This window comes from Derxia gummosa DSM 723, assembly GCF_000482785.1.
Classification (GTDB): Bacteria; Pseudomonadota; Gammaproteobacteria; order Burkholderiales; family Burkholderiaceae_E; genus Derxia; species Derxia gummosa.
Genome location: NZ_KI519499.1, coordinates 454,191 through 473,359 on the forward strand (window position 1 = coordinate 454,191; position 19,169 = coordinate 473,359).

Sequence of the window (19,169 nt, forward strand, 5' to 3'; positions counted from 1 at the left end):
CCCGCGCCGCACGGCGGGGCCGCCGTCGATGCATCAGGGGTTCGCGCGTCCTCTCCCGCCGCCGGACGGGCGCCACGAGGGCGCAAAACCATGACTCGATCGGTCAGGGCCGAAGCAGCCGTTCGGCCGACGGCCAGGACGCGCCGGCCGCGACGGGCGCCAACTGGCGTGTGAAACAGGCAAGGGAAACATCCGTGCAGAGAGAAGAGCGATGGGTTCAACCAGACTGAAGCGCCTGCTGCCGGCGCTGCTGCTGGCGGCGGGCCCCGCGCTCGCGCTGGCGGCGCCTGCCCGCATCCGCGTCGCGCTCGACGACAACACTCCGCCCTATGCGTTTCGCGGCAGCGACGGCGAATTGCAGGGGCTGGTCATCGACGACTGGCACCTCTGGGAGGAACGCACCGGCGTCGCGGTCGAGTTCGTGCCGATGCCGCTCGGCCGCTCCCAGCCGCTGCTCGCGGCCGGCAAGGTGGACGTGATCGACGAGGTGTTCCGCACGCCGGCGCGCGAGGACATCTTCGATTTCTCGCCGCCCTACATGGACGTGCCGCTCAGCATCTACACCCACAACAGCATCGGCGGCATCACCGACACCCGCGGGCTGCACGGCTTTCTGGTCGCCGCCAGGGCCGGCGCCGCCTGCGCCAGCGACCTGATCGACGCCGGCGTCGAAACCGTCGCCACCTACCCGACCTACGACGCGATGATCGCCGCCGCCGCCTCGGGCGAGGTGAAGGTGTTCTGCATGGACGAGTCGTCGGCCAACTTCCTGCTGTACCGCGAGCGGCTCGATCAGGACTACCGGCTCGCGTTCATGATGCGGCTCGGCCGTTTCCACCGCGTGGTGGCGAAGGGCAACGAGGCGATGCTCGAACTCGTCAACGACGGCTTCGCGCGCATCCCGTCCGAAGCCAGCCACGCGGTGCGCGAACGCTGGCTCGGCCGGCGCCTGACGCCGGTGTACTGGCTCAAGGCGGCGGTCTACGGACTGGCCGGGCTGGCGTTGGCGGGCATCGTGCTGGCGGTGTGGACCACGACGCTGCGCCGCCGCGTGCGCGAGCGCACCGCCGAACTCGCACGTGAGAAAGCCCAGCTCGGGACGCTCATCGCCACCATTCCGGATCTGGTCTGGCTCAAGGATCTCGACGGCCGCTTTCTCGCCTGCAATCCCGAATTCGGCCGGCGCTGCGGCGTGGCGCCCGAGCAGATCGTCGGCCGCACCGATTTCGACCTCGTCCCGACCGCCGAGGCCCGGAGCTACCGCGAGCGCGATCTCGAAGTGATCGCCGCCGGCCGGCCGCTCACGAGCGAGGAATCGGTCCTCCATGTCGCCGACGGCGACCAGCGCCTGCTCCAGACCATCAAGACGCCGATGCGCGACGCCGACGGCCAGCTCATCGGCGTGCTCGGCGTGTCGCGCGACATCACCGCGCTGCGCCGCGCCGAGCAGGACATGCGGCGCAGCCGGCGCGCGCTCGAAGTGCTCAATGCCTGCAACCGCGCGCTGGTGGACGAGCCCGACGAGGCCGGCCTGCTCGCCGGCCTGTGCCGCATCGTCGTCGAGCTGGGTGGCTACGGCATGGCCTGGGTCGGCATGGCCGGCCCGGCACCCGAGCGGCGCATCCGGCTGCTGGCGCGCGCCGGCGCCGGCAGCGACTACCTCGACGGCACCGAGCTGAGTTGGGACGCCGGCCACGACTCGGGACGCGGTCCGGTCGGCGAGGCGCTGCGCGGCGACCGGCCGCACATCGACGAGAACCTCGCGCGCGAACCCGTCACCGAGGTCTGGCGCGCCCGCATCGTCGCGGCCGGCATGCGCTCGTCGGTCGCGCTGCCGCTCGCCTTCGAAGGCGAGCGCGGCGTGCTGTCGATCCATTCGCGCGAACCCGAGGCCTTCGGCGTCGAGGAGATGGCGCTGCTCACGCGGCTTGCGGCCGACGTGGCCCACGGCGTGAGTGTGCTGCGCGCCCGCGCCGCGCGACTCGCCGCCGAGGCCGAACTCGCGCGCCACCGCGAGCATCTGGCCGACCTCGTGCGCGTACGCACCGCCGCGCTCGACCAGGCGCGCGCCGACGCCGAGCACGCCCGCGCCGAAGCCGAGCGCGCGCGCGAGGAAGCCGAGCAGGCCAGCCGCGCCAAGACGCGCTTCCTCGCCAACATGAGCCACGAGATCCGCACGCCCATGAGCGCGATCCTCGGCCTCACCCACCTGCTGCGGGCCCAGATCGGCAATGGCCCGCCGCGCCAGCGGCTCGACCAGATCGCCGAGGCGGCCAACCGGCTGCTCGCGCTCATCAACGACATCCTCGACATCTCGAAGATCGAGGCCGGCAAGCTCGCGCTCTCCTGCGCCGATTTCGCGCCGCGCGTGGTCGCCGGCCAGATCCTGCGGCTCATGCAGGCCCAGACCGAGGCGCGCGGTCTCGCGCTTCAGGTCGAGATCGACCCCGCCCTGCCCGACTGGCTGCACGGCGACGCGCTGCGGCTCGGGCAGATCCTGCTCAACTTCGTGTCCAACGCGGTCAAGTTCACCGAGCACGGTGGCGTGACGGTGAAGCTGCTGCGCATCGCGCCGGACGCCGCCGACGACCGCCTCTGGCTGCGGCTCGAAGTGAGCGACACCGGCATCGGCATCGCGCCCGAGCAGCTCGCGCGGCTGTTCCGCATGTTCGAGCAGGCCGACGCCTCCACCACCCGCCGCTACGGCGGCACCGGCCTCGGCCTTGCGATCAGCAAGCGCCTAGCCGAACTGATGGGCGGACGTATCGGCGCCGACAGCCAGCCGGACCGGGGCAGCCGCTTCTGGGTCGAGCTGCCCTTTGCGCCGGCGTTCGGCGCGGCCACGATCGCGGGCGCCGCCGGCGGCGACCTCGACCTCGCCGCGATCGCCGGGCGGCGCGACCGGGATGCGGAGGCCGACAACGGCGCGTCCCACGACTGCGCCGGCAACGCGCCGCATCCGCCCGCCGACGGCGCCTGCCACGCCACTCGTCCACCCGATGCAGGCGCGGCGCCGCTCCCGGCCCCCACGCCGCCCCTGGCCGGCCTCGACCTGCTGCTCGCCGAGGACAACGAACTCAACCGCCTGGTTGCGACCGAACTGTTGCGCCAGGCCGGCGCCCGCGTGACCGTCGCCGAGGACGGCATCGTCGCCGTCGCCCTCGCACGCGAGCACGGCTTCGACGCCGTGCTCATGGACGTGCAGATGCCGCGACTCGACGGTCTCGGCGCCACGCGCCAGATCCGCCGGCTGCCCGGCCGCGAACGGCTGCCGATCATCGCGATGACCGCCAACGCCTATGCCGAGGACCGCGCCAGCTGCCTCGACGCCGGCATGAACGACCATGTCGCCAAGCCCTTCCGGCCCGACGAACTGGTGGCGACCCTGTTGCGCTGGACCTCGCGCGACGCCTGAACCGGACCGCCCGCAATTTGGCGGTGCCAGACGGAATCCACCCGAACGCGCCGGCCAATCCGCCACGACGGGCGATCACTAGCGACTCGGGGCGCTGTTACCGATTCCGCCGAATTACGCCAGCGCGACGGAATTCAACGATCTCTTGGCTATACTCTGCGGCCCTGCGGATCGCGGCTTGCTCCGCCGGGTGCTCTCTCCGTAGTTCAATGGATAGAACGGGCGCCTCCTAAGCGCCAGATACAGGTTCGATTCCTGTCGGAGGGACCAGCAAATGCAAAGGGGCGGTCACGTTGTCACGTGACCGCCCCTTTTTCTTGCTGCCCGACCTTCGATCGGCTGCCGCCCATCGATTTCAGCCAATGCCTCGGCGAATCAACGACGGATATCGGGCAATTTCATGACCGGGCGGAAACAATCGATTTTCCTGACGGGAAGCCCGGAATCGCGCCGCGATTGCTGCGCGACTGCAAGGAAGCCGCCGATTGACCGCCGCCGTGAAATCAGATTGCGAATTCTTCGATCGACTTGCCGGCCGCGAGCGCGTCCTTGAGCCAGTTGGGCTTGCGACCATGACCGCTCCAGGTCTGGCCTTCCGGACCCTTGTACTTGGCAACCGAGCCGGAACCGGCTTCACGCTTGGCCACCGGGGCGGGCGTGCCACCGACGAGACCGAGATCCTTTGCGCTCAGGCCGTATTCCTTGATCTTGGCCTTGACTTCGCTAATGACGTTTTGCAGTTCAGTCTTGCGAACGGCATCAGCTTCTTCTTGGAGCCTGGCGATTTGGGCCTGGAGTTCGGCGTAGGTGGGCATGTGGTACTCCTCTTTCCCGTGGCAAAAAAGTTTGACGGGCGGAAAATAGCACAACAGCCTCGCAATTGTGCAAGCCGGACTCCTATTCATTTGTTGCAAATCCCGATTCACGGCTAATTGAGTCGTTTCACATCGGGCAAGCCGTTTGCCCGACGCGAACGACAATCGGGGCGACTACCGAGCAGTCGTTGGAGAAAGCCGGTTTTCGCCCAGTACATGACAGGCCGAGATCGCGCGGTCATCGCCAAGCATCACAAGGGCAAACAGCTTTTCCTCGATGGTTTGCGCGATGCCGCTGCGACGCAGCAGTACCGGCGTGGCGGCCCAATCGATCACGATGAAATCAGCTTCGGCACCCGGAACGAATCGGCCGATGCGATCGGCGACGCCAAGTGCCTTCGCGCCGGCCAGCGTGCCCAAATGCAGCAAATCGAAGGCGCTGAGCGAAGTGCCTTTCAATTGGCCGATCTTGTAGGACTCAGAAAGCGTGCGAAGCATGCTGTAGGAGGTGCCGCCCCCCACGTCGCTGCCCACGCACACGGCCATGCCGTCGGCCGCGGCGGCGTCGAAATCGAACAATCCGCTGCCGAGAAAGAGATTCGACGTCGGGCAATGCACGGCGACCGCGCCGGTTTGCGCCATGCGGCGCCGATCGGCAGCGTCGAGATGCACGCAATGGCCGTACAACGCGCGTTCGCGCAGCAGGCCGACACGGTCATACACGTCCACATAACTGCGCGAATCGGGGAATAGATCGCGCACGGCGGCAATCTCGGCGTGGTTTTCAGCCACATGGGTCTGAATGTAAACGTCCGGAAATTCACGTGCGAGCCGGCCCGCACTTTCGAGCTGGGCCGGCGTCGATGTGATTGCGAAGCGCGGAGTGATCGCGATGGAAAGCCGGTCGCGGCCATGCCAGCGCTCGATGAGGGCGCGCGTTTCGGCTTCGCCGCTGGCGGCCGTATCGGTTAGCGCGGCCGGCGCATTGCGATCCATCAGTACCTTGCCGGCAATCAGGCGCATTTGCCGCGCCTGTGCGAGCTCGAACAGCGCATCGACCGAATGCTCATGAACGGTGGCGAATACGACTGCTGTCGTGGTGCCGTTGCGCAACAGTTCATCGAGAAAGAAGCGGCTGGTTTCTCGCGCGTGCTCGAGTCGCGCAAACGATTGCTCGGACGGAAATGTGTAACGTTCAAGCCAGTCGAGCAGTTGTGTGCCGTATGAGGCGATCACATCGACCTGGGGCGAATGGATATGCCCGTCGACGAATCCCGGAAGAATCAGCTTGCCGCGCTGATCGACAACTTCGATGTCACCCAGACGTGCAAGCAATGCATGGGCGGGACCGACTTCGACCACATGGCCGTTTTCGACGACGAGCACGCCGTCCTCAAAGTATTCGACGCCATCGGGCAATCCGTCGGCGCCGCGCGCGCCGGGTGCCTTCAGGCAATGCAGGATGGACGAACGAAAAGCGCGGGGCTTGCCCGCGCTTTCTGACCTTGAAGTCATGTTTGCAGCCCCTTCAAGCATCGGGATGAAAGCGTTTGCCGAGCGACACCGGCTGATTGAGAAGAATGATCTTCGGGTCGCGGCAAATGATGACGAGCACGACGATGGTGGCGAGGTAAGGCAGCATCGAGAGGAATTCGGAAGGAATCGAAAGTCCGAATCCCTGGGCATGGAATTGCAGCACCGTCACGCCGCCGAACAAATAGGCGCCGAGCAGTACCCGCCAGGGCTTCCAGGTGGCGAATACGACCAGCGCGAGCGCAATCCAGCCGCGCCCGGCCGTCATGCCCTCGATCCACATCGGCGTGAGCGCGCAGGACAGATAGGCGCCCGCCAGCCCGCTCATCGCGCCGCCGAACAGCACGCACAGATAGCGGATGGAAATCACCTTGAAGCCGATCGCATGCGCGGTGGACGGCGATTCGCCCGCCGCGCGCACGATCAGCCCGGCGCGCGTGCGGTTGAGGAACCAGTGCGTCGCGCCGGCGAGCGCGATCGAGCCGTACACCAGCAGGTCGAAGCGGAACAGCAGCGGCCCGAGTACCGGGATGTCGCTCAGCACCGGAATCGAGATGCCGCCCATGCCCTCGACCACCTTGCCGACGTAATCGCGCCCGGCAAACGCCGACAGCCCGACGCCGAACAGCGTGAGTGCGAGGCCGGTCGCCACCTGGTTGGTCTGGAGCGAGAGCGTGAGCACGCCGAACAGCAGCGCGAGCGCCATGCCGCAGGCCATGCCCGCCAGCAGGCCGAGCGCGAGGCTGCCGGTCGTGACCGTGGCCGCGAAGGCGCCGATCGCGCCGGCCAGCATCATTCCTTCCACGCCCAGATTGAGCACGCCGCTGCGCTCGACCACGAGTTCGCCGGTGGCGGCATAGATGAGCGGCGTCGCGGCGCCGACGCTGCTGACGACGATGGGGATGAGGGTGTCGGCGCTCATGCGGCGTCCTTCGGGGTGACTGCGACGGGCGCGGTGACAGGCGCGGCGACGGCCTTTGACGCCGCCTTGCGCACGAGGCGGAAATTGATGAACAGATCGGCCGCGAGCAGATAGAAAAGCAATACGCCCTGGAACAGGCCGGTAATTGCATTGGGCAATTGCAATTCCATCTGCGCCGATTCGCCGCCGAGATAAAGCAGCGACATCAGCACGCTCGCCAGCACGATGCCCACCGGATGCAGCCGCCCGACGAAGGCGACGATGATCGCGGCGAAGCCATAGCCCGGAGAAATCTGCGGCTGGAGCTGGCCGATCGGGCCGGCCACCTCGGCGATGCCGGCGAGACCCGCTGTCGCGCCGCTGAGCAGCAGCGCGAGCCAGACGTTCTTCTTCTCGCTGAAGCCGGCGTAGCGCGCGGCGGCGGGCGCCAGGCCGGCGACGCTCATGCGATAGCCCGCGAGCGTCTTGGCGACGAAGAACCACACCGCCAGCACGATGACCAGCGCGAGCACCAGCGCGCCGTTGACGCGCGTGCCCTCGACCAGCGGTTGCAGCGTGGCCGAATCGCCGAGCATGGCCGACTGCGGAAAGTTGAAGCCGTCCGGATCGCGCCACGGCCCGTGCACGAGGAAGAGCAGCAGCAGCCGCGCGACGTACACGAGCATCAGGCTCACGAGGATTTCGCTCGTGTTGAAGCGCGTGCGCAGGAAGGCCGGGATCGCGGCCCATGCCATGCCGCCGAGCGCGCCCGCCAGCAGCATGAGCGGCATCGTCAGCGGCCCGTCGATGCCCGAAAACAGCCCGACCCAGGCGCCCGCGAGCGCGCCGATCGTGAGCTGGCCCTCGGCACCGATGTTCCACACATTGGCGCGGAAGCCGACCGCGAGGCCGATCGCGCACAGGATCAGCGGCGTGGACTTGAGCGCGAGTTCGCCCAGCCCGTACTCGCTCGTGAACGCCTTGACGAAGAAGACGTAGAAGGCCTCGCCCGGCGAGGTGCCGAGTGCGGTGAACAGCAGATAGCCCGACACGAGCGTGAGCGCGGCCGCGATCAGCGGCGAGCCCAGGCCCATGAGCCGTGACGGCTCGGGGCGCAATTCAAGCTTGAACAAGGTCGGCCTCCGTGGCGGTGCGCGGGTCGAAATCGAATTTGCCGCCCATCCACGCGCCGAGCTGCTCGGTGGTGGTTTCGGCGGTGGGCAGGCTGCGCGACAGGCGGCCGGCGCAGATGACGGCGATGCGGTCGCAGATGGCGCGCAGCTCGTCCAGCTCCTCGCTCACGACGAGGATGGCGCAGCCCTCGGCGCGCAGGTCGATGAGCGCCTGATGGATGAGCTGGGCCGCGCCCACGTCCACACCCCAGGTCGGCTGGGCCACGACCAGCACCGGCGGGCGATGCGAGGTCTCGCGGCCGACGATGAACTTCTGCAGGTTGCCGCCGGACAACGACGACGCCACCGAGGCCTCGCCGCCGCACTTGACCTTGAACTTCTGGATCACGCGGTTGGAGAAGTCGCGCGCGGTCCAGACGTCGAGCAGGCCGCGCCTGGCCATGCCGCGCGAGAAGCCGGTGAGGATGGCGTTCATCGTCAGGCTCAGGCTCGGCACGGCGCCGCGCCCGAGGCGTTCTTCCGGCACGAAGCCGAGGCCGGCGTTGCGGCGCTGCGCGGGGCCGAGCAGGCCGACCGGCTTGCCCAGCAGCACGATCTCGTCGGCGCGCGAGCCGCGCCGCTCGCCGCTGATGGCGGCCATGAGCTCCTTCTGGCCGTTGCCCGAGACGCCGGCGATGCCGACGATCTCGCCGCTGCGCAGTTCGAGGCTGATGTCGGACAGCGCGGTGGAAAAAGGGTCGGGCGCGGGAATGCTCAGCTTGCTGAGCGCGAGCCGCACCTCGTCGGGTTCGCGCGGCGCGAGGCCGGGTGGCGAGAGGTCGCCGCCGATCATCATCCGCGCGAGGCTGGCGGCGGTTTCCTGCCTGGGGATCGCGTGGCCGCTGACCTTGCCGTTGCGCAGCACCGTGGCCGAGTCGCAGAGCGAGCGGATTTCCTCGAGTTTGTGGCTGATGTAGAGGATGGAGCAGCCCTCGGCCGCGAGCTGGCGCAGCGTGCCGAACAGCCGCTGCACCGCCTGCGGCGTGAGCACCGAGGTCGGCTCGTCGAGGATGAGCAGGCGCGGCTTCTGGAGCAGGCAGCGCACGATCTCGACGCGCTGGCGCTCGCCGACCGACATGCTGTGCACGAGGCGCTGCGGGTCGAGCGGCAGGCCGTAGTGCTCCGACACCTCGCGCACGCGCTGGTCGAGCGTGGGCGACTGCGCCGACTCGCCGAGGAAGAGCGCGATGTTCTCGGCCACCGTCAGCGTCTCGAACAGGCTGAAGTGCTGGAACACCATGCCGATGCCGCAGGCGCGCGCGGCGCCCGGCGAGTCGAGATGCACCGGCCGGCCTTCCCACAGCACCTCGCCGGCGTCGGGCCGGGTGACGCCGTAGATGATCTTCATGAGCGTGCTCTTGCCGGCGCCGTTCTCGCCGAGCACGGCATGGATCTCGCCCGGCGCGACGCTGAGCGACACGCCATCGTTGGCGACCACCGACGGGTAGCGCTTGGTGATGCCGCGCAGCGCGAGGCGCGGCGGGGCTTGCTTGTCTGTCATGGGGCGGCTCCTGCGAGGGAAAGCGGTATCCGGTCTGAGGGTTCTGGGTTGTCAGCGCGCGGTGCGGCGGCGGTCCGGGTCGGCCGGCGCGTGGTTGCCGGCGGCGCCGGCTGGCGTGCCGGCCTGCGGGCGGCGGCCGCTCGCCTCGATCACCTGCAAGAGCTGGGCGGCGACGGCTATGGCGATGGCGGCCGGCAGCTTGCTGGTGATGCCGGGCACGCCGATCGGCGCGACGAGCCGCGCGATCGCCTCGGGCGCGAGGCCGCGCGCCGCGAGCCGGCCGCGGAAGCGGGCGATCTTGGTCTTCGACGCGATCATGCCGAGCCAGCCGAAGCGGCCGTCGGCGAGCAGCGCGCGCACGATGTCGAAGTCGATCTCGTGGTTGTGGGTGAGCACGACATGCAGCGCGCCCGGCGGCGCGGCGAGCGCCTCGGCGGCCGGGTCGTCGGTGGCGATGCATTCGATGCCGGGCGGGAGATCGGGCGCGAACACCGCGTCGCGCACGTCGATCCAGCGGATGCGGATCGGCAGCGGCGCGAGCACGCCCACGAGCGCCGCGCCGACGTGGCCGGCGCCGTGCAGGCAGAGCAGCGGGCGCGGCGGCACGAGGCGTTCGACGAGGACGCGGCGGCCGGCGTCGCGCGCGACGGTGGCGGATTCGGCGCTGGCGTCGAGGGCGACGGACCAGCGCGGGTCGAGGGGCGCGAGCGTGGGCGCCGGGTCGGCGCCGCTTGCGCCGACCGCTTCGCCGGGCGCCGCGCCGCCGGACGCCGGCAGCGGCGTGAGCGCGCAGAGCGATTCGTCCGCCGCGCGGCGCGCGCGCCAGTCGGCGAGGCGGGCCGCGTCGGCGGCGGTCACGCGTTCGAACATCAGCTCGACCGCGCCGCCGCAGCATTGTCCGAGCGTCGCGCCGAGCACGAAGTTGCGGGTGAAGCGCGGGGCGGCGGCCTCGGCGCCCGCCGCGGTCGCCGTCGCCGCAAGCATCCCGCGCGCAATGCCCGTCGCCTGCCATTCCAGATGCCCGCCGCCGATGCTGCCCGCCAGCCCGTCGCGGGTGACGACCATCCACGCGCCCTCGCCTCTCGGCGCCGAGCCGCGCACCGCGATCACCACCACGCGCACGGCCGGCTCGCCGGCGGCGGCGAGGTCGACGCATTCGTCGAGCCAGTCTCTCATCGCCGGGCCTCCAGCTCGCAAGGGCTTGCAGCCCCCGCGCGGCAGACCGGCGCGGATCGGGCAGGCAGGCTAACCATCACGCAGCCTTCCCGGCCGCCTTCGCCAGCGCCCTCGCCTCGCCCACCGCGCGCAGCACGGCCTCGGGCGTCGCGGGCGCGTCGAGCGGCACCGTCACGCCGGCCGGCAGCAGGCTCCCGACGGCATCGCGGATCGCATGGAACACCGACATGCCGAGCATGAACGGCGGCTCGCCCACCGCCTTGCTGCGGTAGATCGTGTCCTCGTGGTTCGGCCGGTCGAACAGCTTCACGCTCGACTGCTCGGGCCAGTCGCCCACGCCCGGAATCTTGTAGGTGGATGGCGCATGCGTGCGCAACCGCCCCTTCGCGTCCCACCACAGTTCCTCGCAGGTGAGCCAGCCCGCGCCCTGCAGGAAGGCGCCCTCGATCTGGCCGATGTCGAGCGCCGGGTTCAGCGAGCTGCCCACGTCATGGAGGATGTCGGTGCGCAGCAGCCGCGTCTCGCCGGTGAGCGTGTCGATCGCCACCTCGCTCACCGCCGCGCCCCAGGCGAAGTAGTAGAACGGCCGGCCCGTCCAGGTCTTGCGGTCGAAATGGATCTTCGGCGTCCTGTAGAAGCCCGTGGCCGACAGCTGCACGCGCGCCAGATAGGCCTCCTTCGCGAACTGCCCGAAGCCGATCACCCGCTCGCCCAGATGCACCTGCCCGTTGGCAAAGTGGATGGCCGTGGGCGCGACGCCGTACTTCTCGGCGCCGAAGGCCACGAGCCGCTCGCGCAGCGTGACAGCCGCCGCCTGCGCCGCCTTGCCGTTGAGGTCGCTGCCGCTCGACGCGGCGGTGGCCGAGGTGTTGGGCACCTTGCTCGTGTCGGTCGCGCTCGCCTTCACCGCGTCGAGCGGCAGGCCGAGTTCCTGCGCCACGATCTGCCTCACCTTGGTGAACAGGCCCTGGCCCATCTCGGTGCCGCCGTGGTTGAGCAGCACCGTGCCGTCGTTGTAGATGTGCACCAGCGCGCCGGCCTGGTTGTAGTGCAAAGCCGTAAACGAAATGCCGAATTTGACCGGCGTGAACGCGATGCCGCGCTTGACGATGGCGCTGCGCGCATTGAACTCGGCAATCGCCGCGCGGCGGTCGGCGTACTCGGCGCTCTCGGTCAGTTGCGCGAGCATCTCGGGCATGAGGTTGTCTTCGACCTGCATGCCGTAGTGCGTGGTGTCGCGGCCTTCGCCGCCGTAGAGGTTGGCGCGCCGCACGTCGAGCGGATCGCGGCCGAGCGTGCGCGCGATGTCGTCGAGCACCGCCTCGATCGCCACCATGCCCTGCGGCCCGCCGAAGCCGCGATAGGCCGTGTTGCTCACGGTGTGCGTGCGGGCGCGGTGCGACACGATCTCGACCGCCGGCAGGTAGTAGGCGTTGTCGGCGTGGAAGATCGCGCGGTCGTTCACCGGCCCCGACAGGTCGGCCGAATAGCCGCAGCGCGAGGCGAACATGAACTTCACGCCGAGCAGCCGGCCCGCGTCGTCGAAGCCGGCCTCGTAGTCGTACACGAAGTCGTGGCGCTTGCCGGTCATGGTCATGTCGGCATCGCGGTCGAGCCGCAGCTTGCAGGCGCGGCCGGTCTTGCGCGCGGCGAGCGCCGCGACCGCCGCCATCAGCGCCGGCTGGCTTTCCTTGCCGCCGAAGCCGCCGCCCATGCGCCGGCATTGCACCGTGACGGCGTTGACCGGCAGCGCCATCACCTCGGCCACCATGTGCTGCACCTCGCTCGGATGCTGGGTCGAGCAATGGATGACGAGGCTGCCGTCCTCCTGCGGCAGCGCCGCCGCGATCTGGCCTTCGAGATAGAAATGCTCCTGCCCGCCGCAGGCATGGCTGCCGCTCAGACGATGCGGCGCGGCGGCGATGGCCGCGTCGGCGTCGCCCCGGCGCACGGTCTCGGTCGGCAGCACGAAGCTCTGCGCCGCGACGGCCGCGCGGATGTCGAGCAGCGCGGGCAGCTCGTCGATCTCGATGCGCGCCAGCAGCGCGGCGCGACGCGCGGCGTCATGGCTCGTCGCCACCACGGCGAAGAGCTGATGGCCGACGAACATCACCTCGTCGGTCACGAACACGGGGTCGTCGTGCAGCACCGCGCCGTAGTTGTTGTGGCCGGGAATGTCGGCGGCGGTCAGCACGGTGACGACGCCGGGCGCCTTCTCGACCGCGCTCAGGTCCAGGCCGATGAGCCGGCCGTGCGCTACCGGGCTGCAACCGAAGGCGATGTGCAGCGCGCCGGCCGGCAGCAGGATGTCGTCGGTGTAGCGCGCCGCGCCCGTCACGTGCAGGGGCGCGCTCTCGTGCTTCTGGGCGGTGCCGACGGGCGGCTCGGCGAGGCGGTCGTTCATGGCTGGCTCCGGGGTGATGCGGGGAGGGAGGCGTTCATTTGTTGGAGGCGGCGCCGCTCACGGCATCAACGCCAGATCGATCTGGCCCACGCGCGTCAGCCCGCCTTCATGCTCGGCCAGCAGCCGCAGCAGCAGATTGCCCGCGACCTCGCGCCGGTAGCCGGCCGAGGCGCGCATGTCGGACAGCGGCGCGAAATCGGTGGCCAGCTCGTCGATCGCATCGCCCACGCTCGTGCGGTCGAAGGGCTTGCCGCACAGCGCGGCCTCGGCATGCGCGGCGCGCTTCGGCGTCGCGGCCATGCCGCCGTAGGCGAGGCGCACCTGGGTCGCCACGCCGGCGTCGTCGAGCCGCAGCGCGAAGGCGCCGCACACGGCCGAGATGTCCTGCTCGACGCGCTTGCTGACCTTGTAGGCACCGAACACCAGCCGCCCCGCGCCGCCCAGCGCCGCCGTCGCACGCGGAATGCGCACCGCCTCGACGAACTCGCCCGGCTCCATCGCCTTCTTCTGGTAGCCGAGATAGAGCAGCTCCATCGGCAGCCAGCGCACCTGCTCGCCGCGCCTCAGCTTGACCTCGGCGCCGAGCGCGATCAGCGGCGGCATCGAATCGCCGATCGGCGAGCCGTTGGCCACGTTGCCGCACAGCGTTCCGGAATGCCGGATCGGCGGCGACGCGAAGCGCGAGGCCAGCTCGCCGAGCGCCGGGTAGTCGCCGACGATCGCGGTCCACGCCGCCTCCAGCGTGACCGCCGCACCGACGTGGATGTGGGCGTCGTCCACCGCGATGCGCGCCAGCTCGGCCACCTCGCCGACGTAGATGAGCTTCGGCAGCGATTTGAGCTGCTTGGTCACCCACAGGCCCACGTCGGTGCCGCCCGCGAGCAGCAGCGCGTCGGGCTCGGCCAGATAGGCCGCCGCGAGTTCGGCCGTCGTGCGCGGCGCGACGAAGCCATTGCCCGTCGAAAGCTCCAGCGCCGACTCCCGCGCGATCGAAGCGATGCGCGCCAGCCGCTCGGGCGAGCGTCCGTGCGCGCGGTTGAAATGCGCCGGCTCCGGGTAGCCGAACATCGCGATGCCAGCGTCGATGATCGGCCGGTAGCCAGTGCAGCGGCACAGATTGCCCGCGAGGCATTCGACGACCTCGGCCCGGCCGGCGGCCGGCACGCGCAGATAGAGATCGGCCAGCGACATCACGAAGCCCGGCGTGCAGAAGCCGCATTGCGAGCCGTGGCAATCGACCATGGCCTGCTGGACTGGATGCAATCCGCCGCTCGGTTGTACCAGCGATTCGGCGGTCACCACCTCGCAGCCATCGACCGTCGGCAGCAGCCGGATGCAGCTGTTGACGGCCGAGTACTCGATGCGCTCGCCGCCTTCGTCGGCCACGCGCCGGCCGACCAGCACGGTGCAGGCGCCGCAATCGCCTTCGGCGCAGCCTTCCTTGGTGCCACAGCGGCCCAGATCGTCGCGCAGGTACTGGAGCAGCGTGGTGGTCGGGCCGGCATCGGCGGCTTCGACCAGCCTGTCATCGAGGAGGAACCGGACCGTTGCCGGGTTTTCACGCATCATCTCGCCCCTTGTCGTCGCCATCACGGCATGTTCGATGCTTCGGTTCGCACCGGCGCCAGGCATTGCCGGCTGTCATGCGCGATCCGGATTGTGTACAACCTGCAAGCCTGCCGGACCCCTGCGGGAATGCCTGCCGCAAGGGTCGGATTTAGCAAGCGATATGCCATTTGCGCCGCGTCCGCGCGGCCCCAAGTCCCGATGACCACCAGAACCCCGTCGCGCCGCAAGACCGACGAAGCCCTCGCCCCGGCACCGCGCAAGCGCGCGAGCCGCGCCCGGACGGCCAGCGCCGGCACCGCCGACGAGGCCGCGCTGCCCGCGACCGGCGCGGCCATCGCAACGGCCGCCGGCACCGGCGTCCGCGCGCGCAAGACCGCTCTCTCCGGCATCGCCGCCAACCAGGCCGCGGCCGGCGCCACGACCGCCGCCGCGTCCGACGGTGACGGCGCCGACACCGGCGCCGGCGCCGCGCCCGCGCGCCGCCGCGCCGCCGGCATCGACCAGCGCATCTACGAGGCCGTGCTCAACGCGGTCATGACGCACCGCCTGCCGCCCGGCACCAAGCTGACGGAAGCCAGCTTCTGCGAGCTGTACAAGGTCAGCCGCACCATCGTGCGCAAGGCGCTGCTGCGGCTCGCCCATGACCACATCGTCGAGCTGCGACCCAATCGCGGCGCGGTCATCGCGAGCCCCACGCCGCGCGAGAAGCGCGACGTGTTCCACGCCCGCCGCATCGTCGAGGCCGCCGTCGTGCCGCTCGCGATCCGCAACGCCTCGCGCGGCCAGATCGCGAAGCTGCGCCAGATGGTGAAGGACGAGCGTGCCGCCCTCGACCGCGGCGATCGCGGCCGCTGGATCCGCCTCGGCGCCGAATTCCATCTGGCGCTCGCCGAGGTCGCGGGCAACCAGGTGCTGACGCACTTCCTGAGCGAACTGTCGTCGCGCTGCTCGCTCATCATCGCGCTGTACGACAGCCCCACTTCCGTGCCCTGCGCGCACGACGAGCACGAGCACCTGATCGACGCGATCGCCAACGGCGAGGTCGAGCGCGCCACCGCCATGATGGAAGAGCATCTCCAGGCCATCGAGGACCGCCTGCTGCCCGAGCGGCGCGGCGAAGCCATCGACCTGGCGCAGATCCTCGGCGAATCCTGATCCATTCAACGTATCCAATGACATTGACGGATTGGATACAAGATTAGGGGGAATGTCCGGCACAACTCGTGGCCGGATGAAGGACAAGACTGTCCGATCCCGCTTCGGGTGCCTGTTGCACCACGACAAATTCCGGCCATTCCCCTGGGTGCACCAGCGTAAGGCATCGCTTCGCTGAAACTGCTTGTCACAGTTGGCACGCCGCTTGCGCGTATGCAATCCGCCGAAGAAATCGGATGCAATCGCTTGCCGCCGCTCCGACCCTTGTTCGGCACTCCGACCGGATGGGCCAGCAGTGCCCCCGGCACTCATCGAACAGACAGGGGAATTCAGAAGATGAACGTGATCTCGACTCGCGGGGCCGCGCATGCCGGCATGAAGGCGATCCGCATTGCCGCCGCCGTCGCGCTGGCCTGCGCCGCCGGGGCCGCCTCCGCCGCCGACTGGAGCGATACCTTTATCGGCTACACCTACGGCCCGCAGTTCCGTCAGCCGGGCAGCGACGCCTTCGTGACGAAGAACATCTTCACGCTCCAGCACGTCAGCGGCTACAAGTACGGCACGAACTTCTTCAACGTCGACATGCTCAAGTCGGACACGAACAATCGTGCGAAGGGCCCGACCATCGGCAGCCCGAGCGAACGCGGCGCGCAGGAGGTCTATGTCACCTACAACACGCTGCTGAGCTTCAACAAGCTCACCAACAGCACCAGCTTCAGCGCCGGCCCGATCGCCGACGTCGGCCTGCAGCTCGGCTTCGACTTCAACTCGATGAACGACACCTTCGGTGCCGGCCTGTTCAAGAAGATCGCCGGTCCCAAGGTCACCTTCGCCGTGCCCGGCCTGCTCCAGCTCGGCCTGCTGTACTACAAAGAAGACAACAACAACGGCTTCTCGGGCAAGAACATCGACTTCGATCCGGCGCTGCGCCTGAATGCCGTGTGGTCGTTCAACTTCGACGCCGGCCTGCCGACCGTGTTCAAGGGCTGGGCCACCTACACCGGCGAGAAGGGCCAGAACACCCTGCCGGAAACCTGGTTCGAGACCTTCTACATGGTCGATGTGGGCACCCTGGCCAGCCAGCCCAAGACCTTCTACGCGGGCGTGGGCTACCAGTACATCAACCACAAGTTCGGCGCGAACGTCGACAGCAGCGGCAATCCGATGCCGGGCCGCAAGGTCTCGTCGCCGATGTTCCGCGTCGAAGCGCACTTCTGATCGCGCACGGCCGGCGGGCGCCTTCGCGGCGCTATCGTCGGCGGCGGCCGGATGCGATGCGCCGGCCGCGACAGCCAGGGGCGCCGGGTTCCGCGAGGGACCGGCGCCCGGATCACGTCAGGCCCCACAGAATCTTTCGCACGGGCATCGCGCCCACAGGAGCACACCCATGAGCAAGCGTTTGACGATCAAGCGCCTCGCGGCCGCCGCCGTGACGGCCGCCGGCGTACTCGCCCTGCCGGCCGCCCAGGCCGCCGAGCCGCTGAAGATCGGCTTCGTGTACGTCGGCCCGGTCGGCGATGCCGGCTGGACCTATGCCCACGACCAGGGCCGCCTCATGCTCGAAAAGGAGCTGGCGGGCAAGGTCAAGACCACCTACGTCGAGAACGTGCCCGAGGGCGCCGACGCCGAGCGCGTGATCCGCGAGCTGGCGCAGAAGAACGACCTCATCTTCACCACGTCCTTCGGCTACATGAACCCGACGCTGAAGGTCGCCAAGGCCTTCCCGAAGGTGAAGTTCGAGCACGCCACCGGCTACAAGACCGACAAGAACCTCGGCGTGTACGAGGCCCGCTTCTATGAAGGCGCCTATCTGCTCGGCGTGATCGCCGGCAAGCAGAGCAAGACCGGCACGCTGGGCTTCATCGGCTCGGTGGCCATCCCCGAGGTCATCCGCAACATCAACGCCTTCACGCTCGGCGCGCAGAGCGTGAACCCGGCCATCAAGACCAAGGTGCTGTGGGTGAACGCCTGGTACGACCCGGCCAAGGAGCGTCAGGCGGCCGAGACGCTGATCGCCCAGGGCGCCGACGTGCTGTGCCAGAACACCGACTCGCCCGCGACGGTGCAGGTCGCCCAGGAAAAGGGCGTGTACGCCTTCGGCTGGGACTCGGACATGACCAAGTTCGCGCCCAAGGCCCACCTGACGGCCAACATGAACAACTGGGGCCCCTACTACATCGCCGAGGCCAAGAAGGCGATCGACGGCACCTGGACGCCGGGCGACGCCAAGCTCGGCATCAAGGAAGGCATCGTCAAGTTCGCGCCGCTCAACCCGGTGGTGTCGGCCGATACCGCCAAGCTGTTCGAGGAGAAGAAGCAGGCCATCGTCGACGGCAAGCTCTATCCGTTCGCGGGTCCGATCAAGGACCAGTCGGGCGCCGAGAAGGTGAAGGCCGGCGCGTCGATGGCCCTGCCCGAGATCATGAGCTTCAACTGGTTCGTGGCGGGCGTCGAAGGCTCGATTCCGAAGTGAAGGTGGCGGCATGAGCGATCCCGCGCTCGACGGCGACTGGCATCCGGTCGCCCTGTCCGCCGCGCTGCCGGCGGGCGCGCGTCTGGCCACGCGGCTGCTCGGCCGCGAGGTCGTGGTGTGGCGCGGCGCCGATGGCGCGGTGCATGCGGGCGAGGACCGCTGCCCGCATCGCGGCACGCGGCTGTCGGTGGGCGAGGTGAAGGGCGACGAGATCGTCTGCGCCTACCACGGCTGGCGCTTCGACGGTGCCGGCCGCTGCACGAAGGTGCCGGCGCATCCGGCGCTCGACACGGCGTCGCAGGCGCGGCTGTGCGCCCGCATGCATCACGCGGAGGAGCGCTACGGCCTCGTGTGGGTGTGCGTCGGCACGCCCGCGAAGCCGGTGCTGCCCTTTCCGGAGCATGACGATCCGCATCTGCGCATCGTGCATTGCGGGCCGTATGACGTGGATGCGGCCGGGCCGCGCATCGTCGAGAACTTTCTCGACATGGCGCACTTCGGCTGGGTGCACGGCGGCATCCTCGGCGACCTCGATCACACCGAGGTGCGCGACTACCAGGTCGACCCGTTCGACGACGGCCAGGGCGGCAGCGGCGTGATCGCCACGCAATGCCGCTTCTGGCAGCCGCGCACCAACAGCCTTGCCCACGGCGGCAGCGAGGTCGAATACACCTACCGCGTGGTGCGGCCGCTGACGGCCATCCTCACCAAGCTGCCCGAGGCGCAGGCGGGTTTCCGCGAGGCGATCAGCCTGCATGTGCAGCCGCTGGAGGAGGAGCGCAGCCGCGTGTTCATCATTCTCGCGATGACGAACGACGCCGATTCCGACGAGGCGCTGCGCGCCTTCCAGGACACGATCTTCGGCCAGGACCTGCCGATTCTCGAAAACCAGCGGCCGAAGAAGCTGCCGCTGGCGCCGGGCGCCGAGCAGTCGATGGCCTGCGACCGGCTGTCGCTGGCCTATCGCCGGCTGCTGAAGGAATCGGGCATGCGCTGGGGCGTGATTGCGGAGTGAGGGCGGCGCGCCGCCACTCGCTGGAATGACGAAGGGCGGC

General features: G+C 69.3%; 14 protein-coding genes and 1 tRNA gene. 7 read left to right on the forward strand and 8 right to left on the reverse strand.

Going from position 1 to position 19,169, the window contains the following annotated elements:
- The first annotated feature begins 211 nt into the window (after positions 1–211).
- The 3 genes from H566_RS27755 to H566_RS29210 all read left to right on the forward strand — a co-directional run bounded on the left by H566_RS27755 (position 212) and on the right by H566_RS29210 (position 3,904).
- Positions 212–3,415, forward strand: a complete 3,204-nt coding sequence (locus tag H566_RS27755) for an ATP-binding protein (protein ID WP_051379022.1) — start codon at positions 212–214, stop codon at positions 3,413–3,415.
- A gap of 195 nt (positions 3,416–3,610) precedes the next feature.
- A tRNA-Arg gene (locus H566_RS0119410) sits at positions 3,611–3,685 on the forward strand.
- Positions 3,686–3,715: 30 nt separating this feature from the next.
- Positions 3,716–3,904: a hypothetical protein gene (locus tag H566_RS29210; protein WP_156924504.1), complete on the forward strand. Its 189-nt coding sequence runs from the start codon at positions 3,716–3,718 to the stop codon at positions 3,902–3,904.
- A gap of 14 nt (positions 3,905–3,918) precedes the next feature.
- On the opposite strand, the gene H566_RS0119415 is transcribed toward H566_RS29210, so the two are convergent.
- The 8 genes from H566_RS0119415 to xdhA all read right to left on the reverse strand — a co-directional run bounded on the left by H566_RS0119415 (position 3,919) and on the right by xdhA (position 14,507).
- Entirely contained in the window at positions 3,919–4,230 is a 312-nt protein-coding gene (locus H566_RS0119415) for an H-NS histone family protein (RefSeq protein ID WP_028312745.1), read from the reverse strand.
- 174 nt (positions 4,231–4,404) lie between these two features.
- A complete protein-coding gene (guaD, locus tag H566_RS0119420; RefSeq protein ID WP_028312746.1) occupies positions 4,405–5,745 on the reverse strand; it encodes a guanine deaminase in 1,341 nt (446 codons plus the stop codon).
- A 13-nt stretch (positions 5,746–5,758) separates the two neighbouring features.
- Complete coding sequence (locus H566_RS0119425; protein ID WP_028312747.1) at positions 5,759–6,685, reverse strand: ABC transporter permease; 927 nt, start codon at positions 6,683–6,685, stop codon at positions 5,759–5,761.
- Positions 6,682–7,758 carry an ABC transporter permease gene (locus H566_RS26460; protein WP_051379023.1) on the reverse strand — a complete coding sequence of 359 codons (1,077 nt, stop codon included), beginning with the start codon at positions 7,756–7,758 and terminating at the stop codon, positions 6,682–6,684. The genes H566_RS0119425 and H566_RS26460 overlap by 4 nt, the downstream gene beginning before the upstream one ends.
- Before the next feature lie 25 nt (positions 7,759–7,783).
- On the reverse strand, positions 7,784–9,337 hold the full coding sequence (locus H566_RS0119435; protein ID WP_028312748.1) for an ABC transporter ATP-binding protein: 1,554 nt from the start codon (positions 9,335–9,337) through the stop codon (positions 7,784–7,786).
- A gap of 51 nt (positions 9,338–9,388) precedes the next feature.
- A complete protein-coding gene (gene xdhC / locus H566_RS26465) occupies positions 9,389–10,513 on the reverse strand; it encodes a xanthine dehydrogenase accessory protein XdhC (protein ID WP_051379024.1) in 1,125 nt (374 codons plus the stop codon).
- A 76-nt stretch (positions 10,514–10,589) separates the two neighbouring features.
- On the reverse strand, positions 10,590–12,917 hold the full coding sequence (gene xdhB, locus H566_RS0119445; RefSeq protein ID WP_051379025.1) for a xanthine dehydrogenase molybdopterin binding subunit: 2,328 nt from the start codon (positions 12,915–12,917) through the stop codon (positions 10,590–10,592).
- Positions 12,918–12,974: 57 nt separating this feature from the next.
- The gene (gene xdhA / locus H566_RS0119450) at positions 12,975–14,507 is read right to left on the reverse strand and encodes a xanthine dehydrogenase small subunit (protein WP_211238123.1); all 1,533 of its coding nucleotides are present in this window, start codon (positions 14,505–14,507) and stop codon (positions 12,975–12,977) included.
- Between the two features lie 177 nt (positions 14,508–14,684).
- On the opposite strand from xdhA, the gene H566_RS30215 reads away from it, so the two are divergent.
- The 4 genes from H566_RS30215 (at position 14,685) to H566_RS0119470 (ending at position 19,129) form a co-directional block, all read left to right on the forward strand.
- Positions 14,685–15,641, forward strand: coding sequence for a GntR family transcriptional regulator (locus tag H566_RS30215; RefSeq protein WP_156924505.1), 957 nt, complete (start codon positions 14,685–14,687; stop codon positions 15,639–15,641).
- Between the two features lie 342 nt (positions 15,642–15,983).
- A complete protein-coding gene (locus H566_RS0119460) occupies positions 15,984–16,859 on the forward strand; it encodes an outer envelope protein (RefSeq protein ID WP_156924506.1) in 876 nt (291 codons plus the stop codon).
- A 169-nt stretch (positions 16,860–17,028) separates the two neighbouring features.
- Positions 17,029–18,114 carry a BMP family ABC transporter substrate-binding protein gene (locus tag H566_RS0119465; protein WP_028312752.1) on the forward strand — a complete coding sequence of 362 codons (1,086 nt, stop codon included), beginning with the start codon at positions 17,029–17,031 and terminating at the stop codon, positions 18,112–18,114.
- A 10-nt stretch (positions 18,115–18,124) separates the two neighbouring features.
- A complete protein-coding gene (locus tag H566_RS0119470; protein WP_028312753.1) occupies positions 18,125–19,129 on the forward strand; it encodes an aromatic ring-hydroxylating oxygenase subunit alpha in 1,005 nt (334 codons plus the stop codon).
- The last annotated feature ends 40 nt before the right edge of the window (positions 19,130–19,169 follow it).